The sequence below is a fragment of the Acetatifactor aquisgranensis genome (genome assembly GCF_943193215.1).
In the GTDB taxonomy this organism is placed as follows: Bacteria; Bacillota; Clostridia; order Lachnospirales; family Lachnospiraceae; genus Acetatifactor; species Acetatifactor aquisgranensis.
Map to the genome: position 1 here is coordinate 151,993 of NZ_CALPDH010000001.1, position 20,388 is coordinate 172,380.

Here is a 20,388-nt window from a genome sequence, read left to right on the forward strand (position 1 = left end):
GCAGGATTGAGGAGTGGCATTATGAAGAAAATATATGGAATCCTGCTGGCATGTATATGTATGCTGGCAATCGTCTCCTGTGGTCAGGATGGCACGGAGGCGGAAAATCTGTACCAGGTCTATTATGTGAGCAACTCCGAGACCAAGGTGGAGATGCATGCCCATGAAATGGAAGCGCTTACGGCAGAGGATGAACTGCAGGAGCTGATGGAATGCCTGTCCACCAGCCCGGAGAAGCTGGAGTATAAGGCGCCTCTGGATATGGGATTCCGGGTGCTGGGCACAAAGCTGGAGGAGGGCAATCTGGCGATTGACGTGGACGCCGCCTATAATGAACTGCCGGTGATGACGGAGGTCCTGGTGCGGGCTGCGGTGGTGCGCACCCTGACTCAGCTGGAGAACGTGAATCTGGTGATGATAACCGTGGAGGGGAACCAGCTAAGCGACAGGAACGGCAATGTGATTAGCTGGATGAACGCGGATCAGTTCATCGACAATGACGGCAATGAAATCAATACCTATGAGCTGGCAAGGGTAAAGCTGTACTTTGCCGGGGAGAGCGGTACGGATCTGATAGCCGCTTACCGGGAAAAACATTATTCCACCAATACGCCCATGGAGCGCTTCGTGGTGGAGGAGCTGATCGCAGGTCCCAGCGGCCAGATAGAGGGGCTGTATCCGTCCATCAATCCAAATACGAAAATCGTCAATGTAATGACCAAGGACGGCGTCTGCTATGTGAATCTGGACGAGAATTTTCTGAATGTGGTGAATAACGTATCTACGGATGTATCTGTCTATTCTATCGTCAATTCCCTGGCGGAACTGAGCAATATCAATAAAGTGCAGATTCTGATCAACGGGGAGGTGCCGTCGGCGCTGTCTTCCGCCGCCTATGAGAGGAATCTGGACATCGTGACGACTCTGGAGAATTAATTTTTGCCTCTGTCTTTACAATCTTCATATGAAATTCACATCAAAGTGTTATAATAACACCCGGAGGGATGCTTAAAATGAAAGAGACAGCGTACAGGGTCTTATTTCTGGAGGATGAGCCCACTATCCGGGAAGTCCTGACAGAATATATGACAATGTCCGGATACCGGGTGACCGGGGCAGAGCGGGGCGACAAGGCGATGGCGCTTCTGCGGGAACAGGATTTCCACATAGCGGTGCTGGATATCTGCGTGCCGGGGGCGGACGGCTTTGAGGTGCTGCAGTCTGTCAGGAACAGCGGGAAAGACACGGCGGTAATCATGCTGACGGCGCTGGAGGATGAACAGACCCAGGTGAGAGCCTTTAATCTGTATGCGGACGATTATGTCATCAAGCCGGTCTCCCCCATCATTCTGCTGAAGAGGATGGAGACCATTCTGCGCCGCACCGGGGGCGGCGGGGGAGAACAGGCCAGGAAAGAGGGCCTTGTGCTGAAAGAGGAGGCATACTGCGCTTTCTATCAGGGGGAGAAACTGCCTCTGACACTCAGCGAGTATCTGCTGCTGCACACGCTGATGGGACATCCTGACAGGGTCTTTACCAGAGAGCAGCTTATCTTAAGTATCTTTAACGAGGATTACATCGGAAATGACAGAATCATCGATGCCCATGTGAAGAATCTGCGCAAAAAGCTCCCCATCCCCTGCATCAGGACGGTGATCGGCGTGGGATATCAATTCGACAGAAACGCGCAGCAGCCTGCCCCGGGCGGCGGCTGAGACAGGAGATTTTCATGCGTCTGGGACGAAAGAATTTATTCTACAGTATGGCCCTGGCGGGGATCATGCTGATATTTCTGGTAGGGTATTTTATCTATATGCTGCCCTCCCTCTACGTGGATTACGTGATGGAAGAGAATCTGAAATCCATCCGCAGGCAGCATGAGGCCTATGTGGAGCAGGGCTCATATGAGGGGGTCAGCGTGAGGAATTCCACGGCCTGCATTTCTCTGGAAATTCCCCTGGAGGAGGACTATGTCCTGGTTACGGGGAAGGCGTTTTCGGCGGAGATCACCTTTCATGATGAGCGCATGAACCAGATTCTGGACAGATGCCGGGAGCTGCTATTTTTGGCGGATGCAGAGGAGGACGGGGATTTACGGGAGGAGATGGGCCGGTTCGGCGATATCCTTGAAGAGGTTGTGCAGGAGGACAGTTCCCTGCCGGTGAGCCTGAATTTCCGTTATCTCCAGGACATGGAAGAAGAGTTCTACAATGAATCTGTCAAAATTCACACCTATTCTGACAATCTGTTCATCACCGAGTTGAGCGTGGAGGATGCCAGCAACCGATACACCAATTACATCGCCTTTGAGAAGACGGAAGAACGTATGATCATGTCCGTCCTGCCGGTGGTGGCTCCTGATGTGGACGAAATCCGACCTGTTGTGCTGCAGAGCCTCCCTATGCTGGGCGCGGTTATATTTCTGCTGGTGCTGCTGTCTTCCCGCCTGTATTCTAAAGGCATCGTAAGCCCTGTCATGGAGCTGGTGCGGCATACGGAAGAGATGAAATACGACAGGAATTTCTCCGTGAAGCGGCTTTCCGAAAAGCGGCCGGATACAGGGGACGAGATACAGGAGCTGGCAGATACCCTGGATGATCTGTATCAGCAGATCAAAGAAGGCTACTGTCAGCTGGAAGAAAAGAACAGGGAGCTGGCAGAGGAGAACAGGCGGCAGGAAATCTTCCTGAGGGCTTCCTCCCATCAGCTGAAGACCCCGATTGCGGCGGCGCTTCTGCTGGTGGACGGCATGCTGAACGAAATCGGCAGATATAAGGACACGAAAGTCTATCTTCCCAGGGTAAAGGAACAGCTTCTTTCCATGCGCAAGATGGTGGAGGATATCCTGTATCTGAACCATTGCGCGGAGGATATGCGAATCCGGCAGACAGATGTGGGAAAGCTGCTGGAGGAAAGGCTGCGGTCCTGTCAGGTGGCTCTGGCGGATAAAGGGATTGCGGTGGATGTGCCGGAAAATATGGTGTTTGCGGCAAAGACGGATGAGATGATAATCTCCCAGATACTGGACAATCTGCTGTCCAATGCGGTGCGGTATACGCCTGAGGGAGGACATATCCGAATCGCGTATTTAGAAGCGGGGGGCTGTGGGCGGAGGATTCTGATTGAGAACTTTGGCGTGACCATTCCCGAAGAGCTTGCGCCCCATATCCTGGAACCTTTCGTCAGCGGCAGCCACCAGGCGGATTCCTCCGGGATGCGCAGCCATGGTCTGGGTCTGTACATCGCCTCTTATTACGCGAAAAAGCTGGGCATCCTCCTGGAAGTGCGAAATGGGGAGGACAGTGTGGCGGCGGAACTGACTTTTCTGCCAGAATATCAGAAATCATAAAGTTTCATCTATTCTTCATTTGAAATTCATCCGGATTTGCTAAGCTGATTATAGCCGCTGAAGTTACGGGGAATTCAGTGGAAATGTCCCAAAGGGGAATAAGGCAAAGGAGATGATTCATATGTTGTTATCCATTCAAAATCTCACAGTGCGCTATGGAGCGGATACGGCCCTGTCCGTCAGCTCGCCCATAGACATTGAGGAAGGGGACCGGGTGGGGGTGATAGGTTCCAACGGCGCGGGGAAGACCACGCTGATAAAAAGCATCCTGGGGCTTGTGCCCTATGAGGGCGCGATTCGGACGGGCCTTAGGCCGGAGCAGATGGCGGTGCACATGCAGTTCAATGAATATACGGACGCCATGCCGGTCCGGTATATCATGGAGGCGGTTCTGGGGACCAAAATCGCCCGGGACAAAAAGCTGCAGGAGCTGATTGCCTTTTTTGAGTTCGGGGACTGCCTGCGGAAAAAGTACGCGAAGCTTTCCGGCGGGCAGAAGCAGCGGTTCACTATCATCATGGTCATGATGCAGGAGGCGGCTCTGACCTTTTACGATGAGGTCACATCGGGGCTGGATTTTGAGACCAGGCAGAAGCTGGTGGAGAAACTGGTGGAATGGTACCGGGGAAAAAAGGAGAGTCTTGTGGTGGTGTCCCACTACTATGAGGAGCTGGACCAGCTGGCCGAAAAGCTGCTTATACTGGACAAAGGGCAGGTCATCGATTACGGCAGCAAAGATGAACTGTTCCGGAAGTACTGCGGCAGGGCAGTCATCGTGGTAAGCCATTCCGAGAGGAACGAAGAGCTGCTGTCCGGTTTTCGGAAACTGTCCGCTCCGGCCCATTTGATTGCCGTGTCCTGCGAGAGCGAGGGAACGGAAAAGGCGGTCACGGAGCTATTGCAGAGAAATGATGTGAATTACAAGCGCAGTAACAATGATATCGAAATACTCTATACCAATGCAAAGGCTGCGAAAGGAGGGCAGACTGATGGAAAATAATGAACGGAAAACCGTATCCCGCCAGATGCTGGCATTTGAGTTCCGCAAGACGATTGGAAATCCCTATGTGCATATTTTCGGCGTGGGCATGCCGGTGCTGATGATGATTATCATCACCCGGGCCGTAGTAGGCGAAATCGCGGATGCTGCAATACGCTCCGGTGTCAATACAACTGTTTTTCTGGGAATCGGCGCATTGATTCCCATGGCTACCATCTTCATGGGCTACGGCGTATCCAATGCCCAGGAACTGGAGAAGGGCATTCCCCAGCGCATGGAGCTGTTCGGCATCAAGCCCGGCGTCACTATCTGTAACCGCATTCTGGCGGAAGCCATCTTCATGTTTCTTGCCTTTCTGATTTATTTTGCGGTGGGGTATGCGGCGGTGGACCTGGAGGCGCCTGAACTGTCGGGGGCTCTGCTGTATGCGGTCTGTATTTTGGGCTTCAGCGTATTTCTGTTCTGCTTCGCCTATGGGATTTCATCGCTGCTGCGGAAATTTTCGCTGACCTACTGCGTGACCATGCTGCTGTATTTCGCGATGATGATACTGGGAGGCATGATGGGAATCAGCTATGAGAATCTGCCCCCGGCGGTGCAGCTGGTGGCAAAGCTCCTGCCGGTCACATATATCAACCGGGATTTTTATACTGTGTGGAAAGGGGAGAATTATAATTTCGTGCCCATGCTGCAGTCCTATCTGCTGATGGGGGCGGCAGCGGGGATTCTGATGTTCTTTACCATGAAGCGCAGAGAGAGGAAACTGCATTAAGTGGGGGGATCTGTATGAGGAAAAGGCCATTGTTCCTGGCGGCCCTGTTCCTGGTAATCGTGGCGGCCCTCCGGCTGGGAGCCGGAGGCGCCTCAAATCCGCCGCCGGGCTTTCGGAGCACGGCAGAGCTGAATACGGCGGAAGAGCTGCTGATTGCGGGACAGGTATACCAAAAGGACGAGACATCTATTTATCTGAAATCTGTTGTCATTTTGAAATCTCATGCCTTAGGGCATTCGGCCGCGGATTTGCGGCAGGGGCTTCCATGTTCGGAAAATTTCATATGCGAGGTAGAGAATCCGGGGGATTTTCCTTTGGGGAGGACTGTGGCGGTACAGGGCATTTTCTATCCCTGTTCTTCTGCCACGAACCCGGGGGAATTCGATTCGGCAGTGTATTATCGGACGCTGGAAATCGGCGGGAGACTGCGGAAAGCGGAGGTAAATGCCTGTGGGGAGGATTCCTGGCCTGTACGGAACGGCCTGTATGAGCTGAAATGCATATTGAAAGAGCGGCTGTATAGCATCTTCCCGGAGAAAGAGGCGGCTGTGATGAGCGCGCTGCTTCTGGGAGATAAAAAGGACCTGGACAGTGAGCTGAAAGATTTGTATAAGAGGAACGGCATCCTGCATATCCTGAGCATTTCGTCGCTGCACATCACTATCATCGGTATGAGTGTATACAAGCTGCTGCGGAAAATGGGCCTGTCGGTCTGTCCGGCTGCTGTCGGGGGCAGTGTCCTGCTGCTTCTATATGGCGGCATGACAGGATTCAGTGTGTCCGCCTGCCGGGCTATCGGGATGTACCTGATCAGAATGCTTGGAGAGATTGCAGGCAGGACTTATGATATGCTGACGGCGCTGGGGGTGATGGCAGCGGTGATGGTGATCAGGAATCCCTGGTATCTGAGAAGCAGCGGCTTCCTGCTCTCCTTTGGCTCAGTGCTTGGGATTGGCGTGGTGTGTCCGGCCCTGTCGCCGGAACTGCCCCGGGGAAAGCCCGGCCTGTTCAAATCGCTGTTCCAATCCGTCATAGCCAGTCTGTCCATCACTTTGATGACCCTTCCCATCCAGCTCTGGTTCTATTATGAGATTCCGGTCTATTCTGTTTTTTTGAATCTGTTCGTCTTACCTCTGATGAAACCCATGATGATAACAGGGCTCCTGGCCATGCTGGTGCCGGGGCTGGGAATATTGGGCGGCGTGGATTATTTTATCCTGAAATCCTATGAAATTCTGTGCGGCTGTTTCGACAAGCTGCCTTTCCGCACATGGAATCCGGGCTGTCCGGCAATCTGGCAGATTGTGGCGTACTATCTGCTGCTGGCAGGGGTGGTCATGGCGGGAAACCGGGGAAAAAGGAAGAGGGACGCGGCGTTCCCGGAGGACGGAGAGAGGCGGAGAGACGCAGGCCTGCCAGAGAGGGCGGAATTGCTGAAAATGGCAGAAGTACAGAAAGGCATTGCGGCGCCGGAAGCCCCTGCGGGTGACAGGACAGGGGGATTGCGCGGGAGGATGAAAGGACGGGCTGCGGGCATTCTCGCGGAAGTATGTATCCTGACGGCTGCGGTCCTGCTCTTCGCGCTCCGTCCGCCCGCGGTAAACAGAGTCACATTTCTGGATGTCGGACAGGGGGACTGCATCCTGGTGCAGACCGCCTCCGGCCAGAATTATATTTTCGACTGCGGCAGCAGCAGCCGGAGCAGCGTGGGAAAATATCTGCTGATTCCCTGTTTAAAGTATAACGGAATACGTTATATCGATGCCGTATTCCTCTCCCACCCGGACGCGGACCATGTAAACGGTGCGGTGGAACTGTTTGAGATGGGAGGGGAGAACAATATTACCGTAGGCCAGCTGCTGCTCCCCGCTATCAGGAAGGAGGCCAGGCAGGAGCATCTGGGAGAGCTGATTGCGGCAGCCGGGGAGGCCTCCCGGGAAAAACCTGTCTCTGTAGGCTATCTGAAAGCCGGGGACAGCTTTCGCTGCGGCAGCGCGGACTTTACCTGTCTCCATCCCGATGAAAGCATTGGCACTGAGGACATCAACGCATGCTCGGAATGTTTCTATGTGGAGTTCGCGGAAAGAAAAGGGCAGAGCTGGACCATGCTTCTGACAGGGGACGTGCAGAACGAGGGGGAGGACGCCCTGCAGGAGGAGCTGGAATCGCGGGATATCAGAGACATCACGGTGCTGAAAGCTGCGCATCACGGTTCCAGGAATTCCACGCCGGAAGAAATGCTGGAACGTCTCTCTCCCATGCTCACTGTGATTTCCAGCGGCAGGGACAATCGCTACGGCCATCCCCATGCAGAGCTTTTGGAGCGTCTGGAGGAAAGTGGCACCGTCATTGCCCAGACAGCACATTCCGGCGCGATTACCGTCAGCTTCGGCCGGAGCGGAATCAGAGTGTCTGTTTTTTGCGCAGAACCGCCGCGCTGAAAGGAGTGTTTTCGGCAGGTATTTCGGCGGGCGGCGCAAAGAAAGATTTGCATAATCCGCGCATTTGTAATATAATATCACTAAAGCCCCGGGCAACCGGTGGGGGACATGATGCCTTATATTGATATGAGGGGAAGGATATGCAGTCGCTAGAATTATATGAACAGAAGATTATCAGTGATTCCGAGTTTCCGGTCCAGATGTTCGTCAACGATGTGAGCAAGAAGACCTGGTATTTCACCCAGCACTGGCATGAGCATATCGAGCTCCACTATGTGCTGGAGGGGAAGACTACGCTACGGCTGGGGCAGAGGGAGTTTCTTGCCAGGGAGGGAAATCTGGTCATCGTCAACAGCAACGAGCTCCATGCGGGATACTGTGACGGAACCCATATGAGGGTATTGGTAATCATATTTGACATGAGCGATTTTTATAAGGAGCTGGCTGACAAGAATGTCATTTTTCAGTCTCTGGTGGAACAGGACGAGGCGATAGATGCCATCATGTCCGCCATCCAGAAAGAATACAGGGAGCAGAAAATCGGCTACCGCCTGATCTGCAAGGGAGAACTGCTGCACTTAATCGTCCATCTGGCCCGGGAATACGCGGCAGAGGTGCTCACGGAGCGGGAGAGCGATAGCAGAAAGAGACGTTTGGAGCGGCTGAATACAGTGCTGGATTATATCCAGATGAATTATACCAAGCAGATCAGCAACAGGGAGTTGGCCGACATCATTCATCTCAGCGAGGACAGGTTCAACCATCTGTTCAAGGAAAGCATGGGAATGCCGCCGCTTCAGTACATGAACGAGGTTCGCATGAAGAAAGCCATGAACCTGCTCAAGAGAAAAGAGGGCACCGTGGTGGAAATCGCGGACAGCGTGGGATTTACGGATTATAATCATTTCGGGAGGCAGTTCAGACGGTATTACGGCTGTACGCCGTCGGAAATCCTGAAGAAATAGGTTTTGGTCAATTTTGAAAATAAATAGCAGAATCGTATGTATAAACAGCAGAAAGAATCTATCTTCTTCTGCTGTCTTTTTTTATAATCAGTACAATAGGTGAATTTGTATAAAAGAAACGGAGGAGATATCATGAAATTAGGTACATTGACGGTTGCGCTGGGAGATTTGCCCTTTGACGAGGCATGCAAGTTCCTGGCAGAGAGAGGCGTGCAGATGGTGGAAATCGGATGCGGCGGTTTCCCCGGCAAGGCTCACTGCGACGGGGCGGCTTTTCTGGCAGACCAGAGCAAGAGAGAGGCCCTTATGGAAACGCTGGATAAGTACCATCTGGAAATCAGCGCCCTGAGCAGCCATGGGAACATGATTCATCCCAATCCCGCCATAGCGGAAAAGTTCGAGCAGGATTTCGACAACGCCATCCTGCTTGCGGAGAAGCTGCATGTGCCGGTGGTGAACACTTTCTCGGGCTGCCCCGGAGGAAGCAAGGATGACAAGACTCCCAACTGGGTGACCTGCCCCTGGCCGGACGACTTCAGCGAGATTCTGGAGTATCAGTGGAATGAAGTGCTGATTCCCTACTGGAAAAAGAAAGCGGCTTTCGCCCAGGCCCATGGCGTGAAAATTGCTTTTGAGCTGCATCCGGGTTTCTGCGTCTACAATACCAAGACCATGCTGCGCATCCGCAGGGAAGTAGGGCCCCAGATCGGCGCGAATTTCGATCCCAGTCATCTGATCTGGCAGGGCATGGATCCCTGTGCTTCTATCAGGGAGCTTGGCAAGGAGGGAGCTATCTTCCATTTCCATGCCAAGGATACTCGCGTGGACGCCAGGAACACCGCTGTCAACGGCGTGCTGGATACTACCCATTACGGGGAAGAGCTGGAGAGGTCCTGGATTTTCCGCACGGTGGGCTATGGAAACGGCGAGGATTACTGGAGAGACATCATTTCCCAGCTGCGCATGGTGGGCTATGACTATGCCATCAGCATAGAGCATGAGGACGGCCTGATGTCCGGCAGGGAGGGCCTGGAGAAAGCAATCAGTTTCCTGAAGAATGTATTGATATACGAAGACAGAGGGGCCATGTACTGGGCCTAGCGCGCAAAGAAGTTCCAGGGCGTCAAAGTATGCCGCCCAAGAACTTCTAAGCTGTACGCGGGAGAATGCCCAAGCGAATCCTGCTCGGGTTGCGCAGGGGTATCTGTTCGAACTTGCACCTTGGAATGCGAAAGTAAGCCCAAAGCGGGCAGGAGAATCATGCCTGCGGGCGAGGAGGTATAGAAATGAAGCATAAGATGGCCATTGTCGGTTTTGGAGGAATGGCAGGCTGGCATTATGATGAGATTCAGACCATTGAGGGGCTGGAGATTGCCGGCATCTGGGACATCAAGGAAGAAAGGAGAGTCTATGCCGCTGGGGAGAAAGGGCTCCATGTGTACAGCAGTCTGGAGGATCTTTTGGCGGATCCGGAGACGGATTTGGTGCTGATCGCTACGCCTAATGACGTACATAAGCCCGTGGCTATCGCCGCCATGGAGGCAGGCAAGAATGTGATCAGCGAGAAGCCCATCACCTTGAATTCCGCGGATCTGCAGGAGATGATTGACGCCTCCGAACGGACCGGGCGGTTCCTGACAGTCCATCAGAACAGACGCTGGGACGAAGATTTCCTGACGGTAAAGAAAATCCTGGAGGAGGGGAAACTGGGAGAACTGTTCCGCATAGAGTCCAGAGTGCACGGCTCCAGAGGCATTCCCGGAGACTGGAGGCAGGAAAAGGAGCATGGCGGCGGAATGATTTTGGACTGGGGCGTCCATCTGTTGGATCAGCTGCTGCAGATATTTGCCGATGTGCCTGTAAAAAGCGTCTACGGAGTGGAGACCCATGTGACCAATCAGCTGGTGGACGATGGCTTCTACACGGAGATTACCTTTGAGAACGGCGTGACCGCTCTGGTGGAGGTAGGCACCAGCAATTTCATCTCCCTGCCCAGATGGTATGTGATGGGAGCGGACGGAACGGCAGTCATTGAAGACTGGTCCCTGAACGGGAAAATCGTGCGTGCGTCCGGCGTAGATGAAAAGGACGTGGCGCCTGTGATTACCGCAGCCGGCCTGACCAAGACCATGGCTCCCAGAAGAGACGACAGCATCTTCACGGAAGAACTCCCCAAAGTCAAGAGCGATGTGAGGGATTTCTATTTCAACGTGATGGCCGTAATGGAGGGCAGGGAGGAAAGCCTGATTCGCCTGCCCGAGGTGATGCGCGTCATGAAGCTGATGGAAGCGATTCATAAATCGGCGGAGACAGGAGAAATCATAAAAGAGGCTATATAAAAAAGAAAGGTGGCTGAATCATATGGGAAAAATGGGAATTGCCGCACAGGTATATTCCGTGCGTGACGAGGCAGAGAAAGATTTTGCCGGAACCATGAAAGCGCTGAGAGAATGCGGCTATGAGGGCGTGGAACTGGCAGGATTGTATGGATTGAGCCCGGAGACAGTCCGCGACTGCTTAAAGCAGCTGGGACTGGAAGCTGTCAGCGCCCATGTGGGACTGGAGCCGTTCATGGAGGATATGGAGGGGACGGTAAAAGCCTACCAGACCATAGGCTGCAGCTACATCGGAATCCCCGGAATGTCCATGGACTGCCATTACGGCGGAGCGAAGTTCGAGGATACCTGCCAGTTCATCAGGAAGCTGGCGGACTGCTGCGCGGAGCATGGAATCATATTGATGTACCACAATCATGACTTTGAATTCAAGAAGACGGATAAGGGCACCTGTTTCCTGGACGAACTGTTCGGCGCCGTGGAGGCTAAATGGCTGCAGACAGAGCAGGATACCTGCTGGGTGAATGTGGGCGGAGTAGACCCGGTGGCCTATCTGGAGAAATATAAGGGACGCTGCCCCGTGGTCCACATGAAGGACTTCATCCGAAACAATGGGGAAGTGGAGCAGGTGGCCCTGGGCGGAGGCGAGCAGGACAATGCCGCCATCGTGAAGAAAGCCGGGGAATGCGGCACGAAATGGCTGGTAGTGGAGCAGGATGACCATCCATACGGAGAACCGATGGAAAATATGGCAAAAAGCGCACAGTATCTGAAAGGAATCCTGGCCTGAAGCGCTTCTCTGCGCCCGAGAGGCCGGGGAGAGCGACAGTAGGACATAGCGGAGCGTCACCAGACGGCCCAAGTAAAACACAACGCCTGCCTGTCCGGACACAGCCGGGCGATGCAGGTGCGGAGCATAAACAAGGAGGCTTAAAATGAGGAAATTAAGAGTAGGAATCGTAGGCTGCGGAGGAATCGCCAACGGAAAGCATCTCCCCGCAATGAAGAGGAACGGGAACTTCGAGTTCGTCGCGTTCTGTGACCTGATTGAGGAGAGGGCCCAGAAGGCCAAGGAAGAGTACGGCACAGAGGAGTCAAAGGTCTATACCGATTACAATGACCTGCTGAAAGAGGACATCGAGGCCGTCTATGTACTGACTCCCAACAGCGTCCATGCGCCCGTGAGCATCGCCGCCATGGAGGCCGGCAAGAACGTCATGTGCGAGAAGCCCATGGCGAAGACCTACGCCGAGGCCAAGAAGATGGTGGAGACCGCCGAGCGCACCGGCAAGGTCCTGACCATCGGCTACCAGAGCCGTTACCGCGGGGATTCCGCCTATCTGAAGAGAGCCTGTGTGAACGGAGATTTGGGAGAGATTTATTACGCCAAGGCTCATGCCATCCGCAGGAGAGCCGTTCCCACCTGGGGCGTGTTCCTGGATGAGGAGAAGCAGGGCGGCGGTCCGTTGATCGACATCGGAACCCATGCGCTGGATCTGACCCTGTGGATGATGGACAACTATGAGCCTGAGATGGTGGCAGGCTCTGTATACCGGAAGCTTGCGGACCAGAAAGGGGATACCGGCAATGCCTGGGGCGACTGGGATCCGGAAATCTATACCGTAGAGGATTCCGCTTTCGGCTTCATCAAGATGAAGAACGGTGCTACTATCGTGCTGGAGTCCTCCTGGGCGCTGAACAGCCTGGACGTCAACGAGGCCAAGACTTCCCTGTGCGGCACCAAGGCGGGAGCCGACATGCTGGACGGCCTGCGGATCAACCGCGTGAACTATGGCAAGCAGTGTGTGGAGAAGCCCGAGTTGGCAGCCGGCGGCGCGGCGTTCTTTGACGGAAAGTCAGAAGCGCCTGAAGACATAGAGCAGAGGGTGTTCTACAATGCCATCGTAAACGGCGAGCCTTTGACCGTAGAGCCCAGACAGGCCATGGTAGTGACCCAGATTCTGGAGGCCATCTACGAATCCGGCAAGAGCGGGAAGCCTGTATTTTTTGAATAATGACTGAATAATTTGCGGACAGGGACTATAGGTCTGTAGTGAAACGGCTGCTGTCTGCCCCCGTCCGGCGGGGCAGGCGGTGGCATTCGGGAAAGGATATGGAGCAATGAAGCTTGGAAGAATCGCATGGTTTGAAGAGAAAGATTTCCAGAGCGCAAAAGAGCGCGGCATGGCGTTCATCGAACTGGATGTGAATGACAGGGCCCAGGAATTCCTGGACAATGTGGAAGTCATCCGGGGGAGGAGCCTGGAGTACCAGATACCTATCGGGGCTGTGGGCAGATGGGGGAGCGACCGCATCTGCAAGGACGGCATCCGTAAAGAGGAACTGGAACTGGAATATAAGCTGATTGATGCCGCAGCACAGCTGGAATGCGGAGTGTACATCACCGGCTGCAACCAGGTGGAAGAATTGTCCTACTATGAGAACTGCGGCCTGGCAATCGCCTATTTTGAGAAGCTGATTGCCTACGGTGCGGAAAAGGGCGTAAAGATAGCGGTCTATAACTGCAGATGGAACAACTTCGTCTGCGACCCTATGGCCTATACCGTGATCATGGGGTACTTGAAAGACCTGTATATCAAATACGATCCCTCTCACTGCATCTATGCAGGAGGAGACTATCTGCAGGAGACCAGGGACTGGGGCGACAGATTTCTTCATGTGCATCTGAAGGGCTCCCTGGTGATCGGCGGCGAGCGCTACGATGATCCCCCCGCAGGTCTGGACCAGACCAACTGGGGCGCGTTCCTGGCCATTCTGTATGCCAAGGGATACGACAAGGGCTTAAGCATCGAGCCTCACTCTGCCAACTGGAGAGGCGAGCTGGGAGAAAAGGGAATCGACTTCACGGTTCAGTACTTCCGCAATCTGATGCTCAAGGACTGAGACAGGGCATCTGTATAAAAGAATGTATGAAAAAGGGCCATCGCAATATGCGGCGGCCCTTTTTGTGGCGATTATGTCTCATTACAGCACAGACAATATGAGAATCTCCACGCTCATCTTATCGTTCATGCGCCCGGTCTTGACGGCCTCCTCGGCCTCCACGCACTTTTCCACGGCATCCCGCAGGGCTGCGGTCTTAAACTTCGCCGCCTGCCCGGCATACTTTCCTGCCACAAAGGGCGGAACCCCTATTTTGGAGGCAATGGTGCGGTTGTCGAATCCCTTTGCGCTCAATTCCTTTACCTGGAGCAGCATATTGCACTGCCTGGCTATCAGGAACAGAATGCGCATGGGCGGCTCTTTCAGGGCAAGCAGGTCATAGTACAGCTCCAGGGCCTGTTTCTGCTGCCTGGCGGCGATGGCGTTAATCATGTCGAAAATGTGGTTGCTGACGCGGACGGTACAGACCGTTTCCACATCCTCAGCCGTGACCACGTCCCGCCCCATGCAGTAGCAGATCAGTTTCTCCAGCTCCATCTGGATATTCTCCATGTCCGTGCCGGTCTTCGACAGGAACAGCTGCACTGTATTTTCCGTAATCTTCAGGTTTTCCCTCCCCAGAATGCCTGCCGCCCAGCGCTTTAAAGTATTCTCGTCCTGCTCGGCGAATTCTGCCGCGTAACCCTTTGCCTTCAGGGCCTTGTACAGCTTGCTGCGCTTGTCCACTTCGTTTTCCGTGAAGATGAAATAAGTGCTCTCACTGGGATTCGACATATATTCCGCCATTTTTTCACCGCCGGATTTGAACAGGCCGCTGTCAGTGATAAAAATGACACGTCTGTCAGCAAAGAATGGCATAGTCTCCGCCAAATCGATGATTTCCCCCACAGAAATGTCTTTTCCCTCAAAAAAATGGGTATTCATCGTGTCCCCCTCCTGGCAGAGGGCCCTTTGGAGTTTTTCCCGGTATTGTCTGCGCAGATACCGCTCCTCCCCATAGAGGAGATAGAACTGCCTGAAATTCTGTTGTCTGATATCTTCGTTGATCTGTCTCATGTCCCGGCATTCCCTTCTGATGCGATTTCCTATGATACTTATTGTGCCCTCTCGCCTGCCCTGCTGTCAAGCATAAATTGCAGGAGTCGTATTTTATCAGAATTTCAAAACAATTCTGGAAATATCAAAAATTATAGTTTTTTACACATCTTTTTGGAAAATGCGGTAGAATTTACTTTTATTTTGTATTCATTTCAGTGGTTTTTGGGGTTATCGCGGTGGATATCGGTTGCTGTAACAAAGGATTCTCTTTTATAATGGGAAAGGACGAATTTAGACAATTTGTAACGCGAGAACAAAAAAAGTCCACGAATTTTCGCGAGGAGGTAAGATATGGAACAGCTGAATATCACAGCTACAAAGGACAACGAGAAGATATACAGGATTCTGGGCGATTTGATGAACGGGGACAAGGAGTTCCAGATTATGATTACGGTGCCGTCCGGGAAAGGCGCTGTCCACAAAAGCGCATCCCAGGAACCGGTGAAGACGCAGACAGCGATGCGCAATCTGGAACAGGATGTCACCAACATGATACATGAGATAGGAGTTCCTGCACATATCAAAGGATACCAGTATCTGAGGGAGGCAATCATGATGTCCGTGGACGACCCGGCCATGATCAGCTCCATCACCAAGATTCTCTATCCCACCATAGCGAAGCGGTTCCAGACTACGCCCAGCCGTGTGGAGCGTGCCATCCGCCATGCCATCGAGGTGGCCTGGAGCAGAGGCAAGATGGAGACATTGGACGCGCTCTTCGGATATACCATCGACACAGGGAAAGGAAAGCCTACCAATTCGGAGTTCATCGCCCTGATCGCGGACAGGATAAGGCTTTCCTACCGGATGAAATAAAATGCCCTTTTATGTCGCTGGCTCAGACGGCTTTGCAGTTTTCTGCTCCCGATGCTCTCGGGGACAGGAAACCGCATGGCTCGTCCGGACTGTTACTCCGCTGCGGCGGCATAGCTGTTCAGTGCCGCGATTACATCCTCTGCCGGAGCCAGGCCTACGATCTCGCCCGAAGAGCCGTCAGGTTCTATGAAAACATAGGCAAGGGAGTCGTCCCTAAGCCATTCACGAATCCACTGTGAATATTCGTCACCGGATACCTGGGCGCCGTCGATAACGTAAGTGGAAGGCAATTCCCAGGACGAGGTAGTCGAGGGTTCATCAGGGATTTGGCCGTCCGTGAACGCATATGCCTCCCAGAACCCGTCTGTACCGCCGGATTCGCCCAGAGTCAGGTGATTCATGTGAAGATGGAACCAGGTCTCCTTTACAGAGAGGCCGTCCTCTGTATAATACAGGAAGCAGGGCATGGATGGAAGTTCGCCCACATCGTCCCCATCGTACTGGGTGGCGGAGGTGAACAGCAGCGCGGGCACCCCGCATCCGGGATCGAACAGGGCCGCATAGCTGCCGGAGTATAAGTCGCTGAGCCATAAGTCGCCAAGCCGCTTCTGTTCGGCAGCCATCCGTTCCCCGATGGCATTGGCCAGCTCCGTCGCTTGCTGGGCCGTCATGATGCACGTCTCCGGATCGCCGTAGTAGAGGATTCCCTCCAGCGCCGCCCTGCGGGCAGCATCCCGCTGTGCCTGTAGAGCCAGCTCTTCTTCCTGTTGCCGGAGCAGCTCCAGTGTGTCGGCTATTTCCGCATTGTCCGTGTCAGCCACTTCTTCCGATACAAATGCGGGGACATCATCCGCCTGAAGCTTCCGGACGATGATTTCTCCGTCCGCGGACATGGCCGCCATCTCCCCGGCGTTCACGACAGAGGTCTGCTCCCCGGCACGGCATTCCACGCTGCCCTCGAGCAGGTAGAGGTTCATGTGGTCCGGGTCGGGGACTTCCGTCCAGCCGCAGGTGCCCCGGATGCCCGCCATCATGGAAGAAGAACGGATTTCCATTGTCTCGTCCTCCGCCAGGGGTTCCGTGACCTGGAAGAACAGGGAGCCTGTCTTCATCTGGATTTCCAGGTACTTGTCCTCTTTGACGATCTCGGCCTGGCTGTCCTGGTCCAGTTTGGTCAGCTTCACCTGATCCAGGTCGATCCAGGCATAGCTGTCGGATTCGGTGCCCACCCCGTAGCCGGAGTAAAGATTCAGGTTTTCCGCAGGGGCCACGTCTTTTCCCGCGCCGTCACGGACGCTCACAGTCCCTTCTGTGCGGTTCAGATGCATGGACGTGGCTTTGGCGCCGCCGCAGGAGCCAAGGACCAGTGCCGACAGCAACGCAATAAGAATTATTAAAAAACGTTGAGACAAATATGTTTTCTTCAAGATGATTCCTCCCCACTGTAATGATGATATAGAACATAGGATATTATAACAAAGAATCGGGAAAGATGCAAAAGAAATGCTTTCCACTGAAGCGATATTGTTGTATAATAAAGATAAGATTGTTGTGATTTCATAAGCAGTGGAGGTTTCCGATGAAAAAAATTCTATTCGCGGCGTCAGAGGGAGTCCCTTTTATCAAGACCGGCGGCCTGGCCGATGTTGTGGGATCCCTGCCGAAATGTATCGACAAGCAGTATTTTGACGTAAGGGTCATGATTCCGAAGTATGCCTGTATGAAGCAGCAGATGAAAGACAAGATGAGATATGTGACCCATTTCTACATGGATTTCAACTGGACAAGTTCCTATGTGGGAATCTTTGAGGCAGAGGAAGAGGGCGTACATTACTATTTTATTGACAATGAATATTACTTCAGCGGCGACAAGGTCTACACGGACGATCCCAGGTGGGAGATTGAGCGCTACGCATACTTTTCCAAGGCAGTGCTTTCCGCTCTGCCTGTGGTGAATTTCCAGCCGGATGTGGTCCACTGCCATGACTGGCAGACCGGCCTGATTCCTGTCTATATGAAAGAGCGCTTCAGGGGCGGGGATTTCTTCCGTAATATGAAATCCGTCATCACCATCCACAATCTGAAGTTTCAGGGAAAGTGGGATACCAAGACCGTGCGCAATATTACGGGGCTGTCGGATTATTTCTTCACGGCAGACAAGCTGGAGGCTTACAAGGACGCCAATCTCTTAAAGGGCGGAATTGTCTACGCGGACGCGGTGACCACGGTAAGCGCGACCTACGCGGAGGAAATCAAGACGCCTTTCTACGGAGAGGGCCTGGACGGCCTGCTGAGGGCCAGGAGCAATGACCTTCGTGGAATCGTGAACGGCATCGATTATACGGATTTCAACCCGGAGACGGATAAGCATATCCCCAATCCTTACAATGCCGTCAACTTCCGCAAGGAAAAGGTGAAGAATAAGCGCGCGCTGCAGCAGGAGCTGGGACTGGCAAAGGATGACAGGAAGATGATGATCGGCGTGGTCTCCAGGCTCACGGATCAGAAAGGCTTCGACCTGATAGCCTATATCATGGATGAACTGTGCCGGGACGATATCCAGCTGGTGGTGCTGGGAACCGGCGAGGCGCGCTATGAGAATATGTTCCGTCATTTCGACTGGAAGTACAGCGACAAGGTGTCGGCCAATATCTACTATTCCGACCCTCTGTCCCACAAGATTTACGCGTCCTGTGACGCGTTCCTGATGCCATCCCTGTTCGAGCCCTGCGGTCTGAGCCAGCTCATGGCCCTGCGGTATGGGACCATCCCCATCGTCCGCGAGACAGGAGGCCTGAAGGATACGGTACAGCCCTACAATGAATTTGAAAGTACAGGTACAGGTTTTAGCTTCACCAACTATAATGCCCATGAAATGCTGAATACAATCCGGTATGCGGAGCGTATCTATTATGATAAGAAGCGTGAATGGAATAAGCTGATCGACAGGGCCATGGCGGCGGATTTCTCATGGCAGGTATCCGCGAGAAAGTATCAGGAAATGTACGATTGGCTGATAGGTTAGAGGTATGTCGGGTAAAAAGAACGATTTCATTGTGCAGGCGGGGATTCTGGCGGCGGCCGGAATCATCAGCAAAATCATCGGGCTCCTTTACAGGAGCCCTTTGTACAATATCGTCGGGGCGCTGGGGATGGGGTATTACAACTCCGCGTACAATTATTATTCCATCATCCTGATGATATCCACTTACAGTATCCCCTCTGCCATGTCAAAGGTCATAGCCCAGAAGCTGGCGGTGAAAGAGTACCGCAATGCCCACCGGATTTTCCTGGGGTCCATCGGCTATGTGCTGGCGGTGGGAGGCGTGGCCAGTCTGGCACTGTATTTTGGCGCAGGGCTTTTCGTGTCGGGAAATGCGGTCCCGGTGCTGAGGACATTCGCGCCCACTGTTTTCATCTACGGAATCCTGGGGGTGCTGCGGGGATATTTCCAGGCCCATGAGAGCATGGTGCAGACCTCCGTGTCCCAGATACTGGAGCAGATTTCCAATGCGGCCGTCACCATCGGCGCCGCTTATCTGCTGATACGGGGCCAGATGGGCAGTCTGGAAATGCCTGCGGATGAGGCCGGACAGGTGAAAAGGGCGGTGTACGGAGCCATCGGCAGCGCTACGGGAACCGGGGCAGGCGTGGTGGTGGCGCTTCTGTTCATGGCGGCGGTCTATGGGATGAACCGCGGTATCATCAAGAAGCGTATTGCAATTGACAAACATAAGAATACGGAATCCTATGGTGACGCCCTCAAGATGATCACCATGGTGGTGACGCCCTTTATCTTAAGCAGCGCAGTGCTCAATATGAGCAGCGTGGTGAACAACAGCTTGTACCTGAAGCTGCTGCCTGCCCGGAAGGAGCTGGATGAGCTGGCGCTGAACGCTCGCTGGGGTGTCTTCCAGACCCAGCCTGTGACCATATCCAATATTCCCACCGCCTTTGCCATGGCCATGGCGGCGGCTATGATTCCTGTGGTAGCGCAGCTGATTGCCTCCGCCGATTATGCGGGAGCCAGGGAGAAGATAGGACTGTCCATCAAGACTACCATGATTATCTCCATCCCCTGTGCGGTGGGCCTGTTCGTGCTGGCCCGTCCGGTGACAGGGCTGCTTTTCCGCAATACTGCAGAGGAAGAGGATCTGGCCACAGGACTTCTGATGGCGCTGGCCCTGTCCATCATATTCTACGCCCTGTCCACTCTGACCAGCCAGATCCTGCAGGGGCTGGGCAAGGTGAGCATACCGATTGTCAATGCGGGCGTGGCGCTGGCCCTGCAGACAGCTACCGCGGCATTGCTGCTGCTTTTCACGGAGCTGGATCTGTATGCTATCGTGATTGCGAACACGCTGTATGCGGGCAGCATCTGTGTGCTGAACCAGATAGCCGTCCGCAGGGCGGTAGGCTATAGGCAGGAGATTGTGAAGACTTTCCTGATTCCCGGGCTGGCTTCAGCCTGTATGGGAGGAGTGGCCTGGGCAGTCTACGAGGGCCTTCTGATGCTCACATCCTCGCCGAGGATTTCCGTGGTGATTGCGATCTGTGTGGCGGCATGTGTGTATTTCGTCATGCTGCTCCTGTTCCGGGGGCTGTCGGAGGATGAGCTGAGAGGGTTCCCCAAGGGATATCTGCTGGTGAAGCTGGCGAAGAAATGCAGACTGATGAAATAGAAAAAGGGCGGAGGTTTCCGCCGGG

General features: G+C 53.8%; 16 protein-coding genes and 1 pseudogene. 15 read left to right on the top strand and 2 right to left on the bottom strand.

Annotated elements, in window-relative coordinates:
- The first annotated feature begins 21 nt into the window (after positions 1-21).
- The 12 genes from NFS35_RS00725 to NFS35_RS00780 all read left to right on the top strand — a co-directional run bounded on the left by NFS35_RS00725 (position 22) and on the right by NFS35_RS00780 (position 13,767).
- The gene (locus tag NFS35_RS00725; protein WP_251205228.1) at positions 22-936 is read left to right on the top strand and encodes a GerMN domain-containing protein; all 915 of its coding nucleotides are present in this window, start codon (positions 22-24) and stop codon (positions 934-936) included.
- A gap of 77 nt (positions 937-1,013) precedes the next feature.
- Complete coding sequence (locus NFS35_RS00730) at positions 1,014-1,715, top strand: response regulator transcription factor (protein WP_251205229.1); 702 nt, start codon at positions 1,014-1,016, stop codon at positions 1,713-1,715.
- Positions 1,716-1,729: 14 nt separating this feature from the next.
- Positions 1,730-3,349, top strand: a complete 1,620-nt coding sequence (locus tag NFS35_RS00735; protein ID WP_251205230.1) for a sensor histidine kinase — start codon at positions 1,730-1,732, stop codon at positions 3,347-3,349.
- A gap of 121 nt (positions 3,350-3,470) precedes the next feature.
- Positions 3,471-4,349: an ATP-binding cassette domain-containing protein gene (locus tag NFS35_RS00740; RefSeq protein WP_251205231.1), complete on the top strand. Its 879-nt coding sequence runs from the start codon at positions 3,471-3,473 to the stop codon at positions 4,347-4,349.
- Positions 4,339-5,121 carry an ABC transporter permease gene (locus tag NFS35_RS00745; RefSeq protein WP_251205232.1) on the top strand — a complete coding sequence of 261 codons (783 nt, stop codon included), beginning with the start codon at positions 4,339-4,341 and terminating at the stop codon, positions 5,119-5,121. The genes NFS35_RS00740 and NFS35_RS00745 overlap by 11 nt, the downstream gene beginning before the upstream one ends.
- A 14-nt stretch (positions 5,122-5,135) precedes the next feature.
- On the top strand, positions 5,136-7,562 hold the full coding sequence (locus NFS35_RS00750; RefSeq protein ID WP_251205233.1) for a ComEC/Rec2 family competence protein: 2,427 nt from the start codon (positions 5,136-5,138) through the stop codon (positions 7,560-7,562).
- Positions 7,563-7,702: 140 nt separating this feature from the next.
- Positions 7,703-8,527, top strand: a complete 825-nt coding sequence (locus NFS35_RS00755; RefSeq protein WP_251205234.1) for an AraC family transcriptional regulator — start codon at positions 7,703-7,705, stop codon at positions 8,525-8,527.
- A 132-nt stretch (positions 8,528-8,659) separates the two neighbouring features.
- Complete coding sequence (locus tag NFS35_RS00760; protein WP_251205235.1) at positions 8,660-9,628, top strand: sugar phosphate isomerase/epimerase family protein; 969 nt, start codon at positions 8,660-8,662, stop codon at positions 9,626-9,628.
- 185 nt (positions 9,629-9,813) lie between these two features.
- Positions 9,814-10,866, top strand: a complete 1,053-nt coding sequence (locus NFS35_RS00765) for a Gfo/Idh/MocA family protein (protein ID WP_251205236.1) — start codon at positions 9,814-9,816, stop codon at positions 10,864-10,866.
- 22 nt (positions 10,867-10,888) lie between these two features.
- Positions 10,889-11,653 (top strand): sugar phosphate isomerase/epimerase family protein, encoded by a 765-nt coding sequence (locus NFS35_RS00770; RefSeq protein ID WP_251205237.1) that lies wholly within the window; start codon positions 10,889-10,891, stop codon positions 11,651-11,653.
- Positions 11,654-11,798: 145 nt separating this feature from the next.
- Positions 11,799-12,878 (top strand): Gfo/Idh/MocA family protein, encoded by a 1,080-nt coding sequence (locus NFS35_RS00775; RefSeq protein WP_251205238.1) that lies wholly within the window; start codon positions 11,799-11,801, stop codon positions 12,876-12,878.
- Positions 12,879-12,984: 106 nt separating this feature from the next.
- Complete coding sequence (locus NFS35_RS00780; RefSeq protein ID WP_251205239.1) at positions 12,985-13,767, top strand: sugar phosphate isomerase/epimerase family protein; 783 nt, start codon at positions 12,985-12,987, stop codon at positions 13,765-13,767.
- An 81-nt stretch (positions 13,768-13,848) separates the two neighbouring features.
- Here NFS35_RS00780 and holA read toward each other — a convergent pair whose 3' ends face one another.
- A complete protein-coding gene (holA, locus tag NFS35_RS00785; protein ID WP_251205240.1) occupies positions 13,849-14,823 on the bottom strand; it encodes a DNA polymerase III subunit delta in 975 nt (324 codons plus the stop codon).
- A 510-nt stretch (positions 14,824-15,333) separates the two neighbouring features.
- On the opposite strand from holA, the pseudogene NFS35_RS00790 reads away from it, so the two are divergent.
- Positions 15,334-15,681, top strand: a pseudogene (locus NFS35_RS00790) (sporulation initiation factor Spo0A C-terminal domain-containing protein); the annotation flags it as partial.
- 92 nt (positions 15,682-15,773) lie between these two features.
- Here the strand turns inward: NFS35_RS00790 and NFS35_RS00795 are convergent.
- Complete coding sequence (locus NFS35_RS00795; protein WP_251205242.1) at positions 15,774-17,108, bottom strand: FecR domain-containing protein; 1,335 nt, start codon at positions 17,106-17,108, stop codon at positions 15,774-15,776.
- A 152-nt stretch (positions 17,109-17,260) separates the two neighbouring features.
- Here NFS35_RS00795 and glgA point away from each other — a divergent pair, with 152 nt between their 5' ends.
- Entirely contained in the window at positions 17,261-18,706 is a 1,446-nt protein-coding gene (gene glgA / locus NFS35_RS00800; RefSeq protein ID WP_251205243.1) for a glycogen synthase GlgA, read from the top strand.
- 4 nt (positions 18,707-18,710) lie between these two features.
- Positions 18,711-20,363, top strand: a complete 1,653-nt coding sequence (locus NFS35_RS00805; protein ID WP_251205244.1) for a putative polysaccharide biosynthesis protein — start codon at positions 18,711-18,713, stop codon at positions 20,361-20,363.
- Positions 20,364-20,388: the final 25 nt, after the last annotated feature.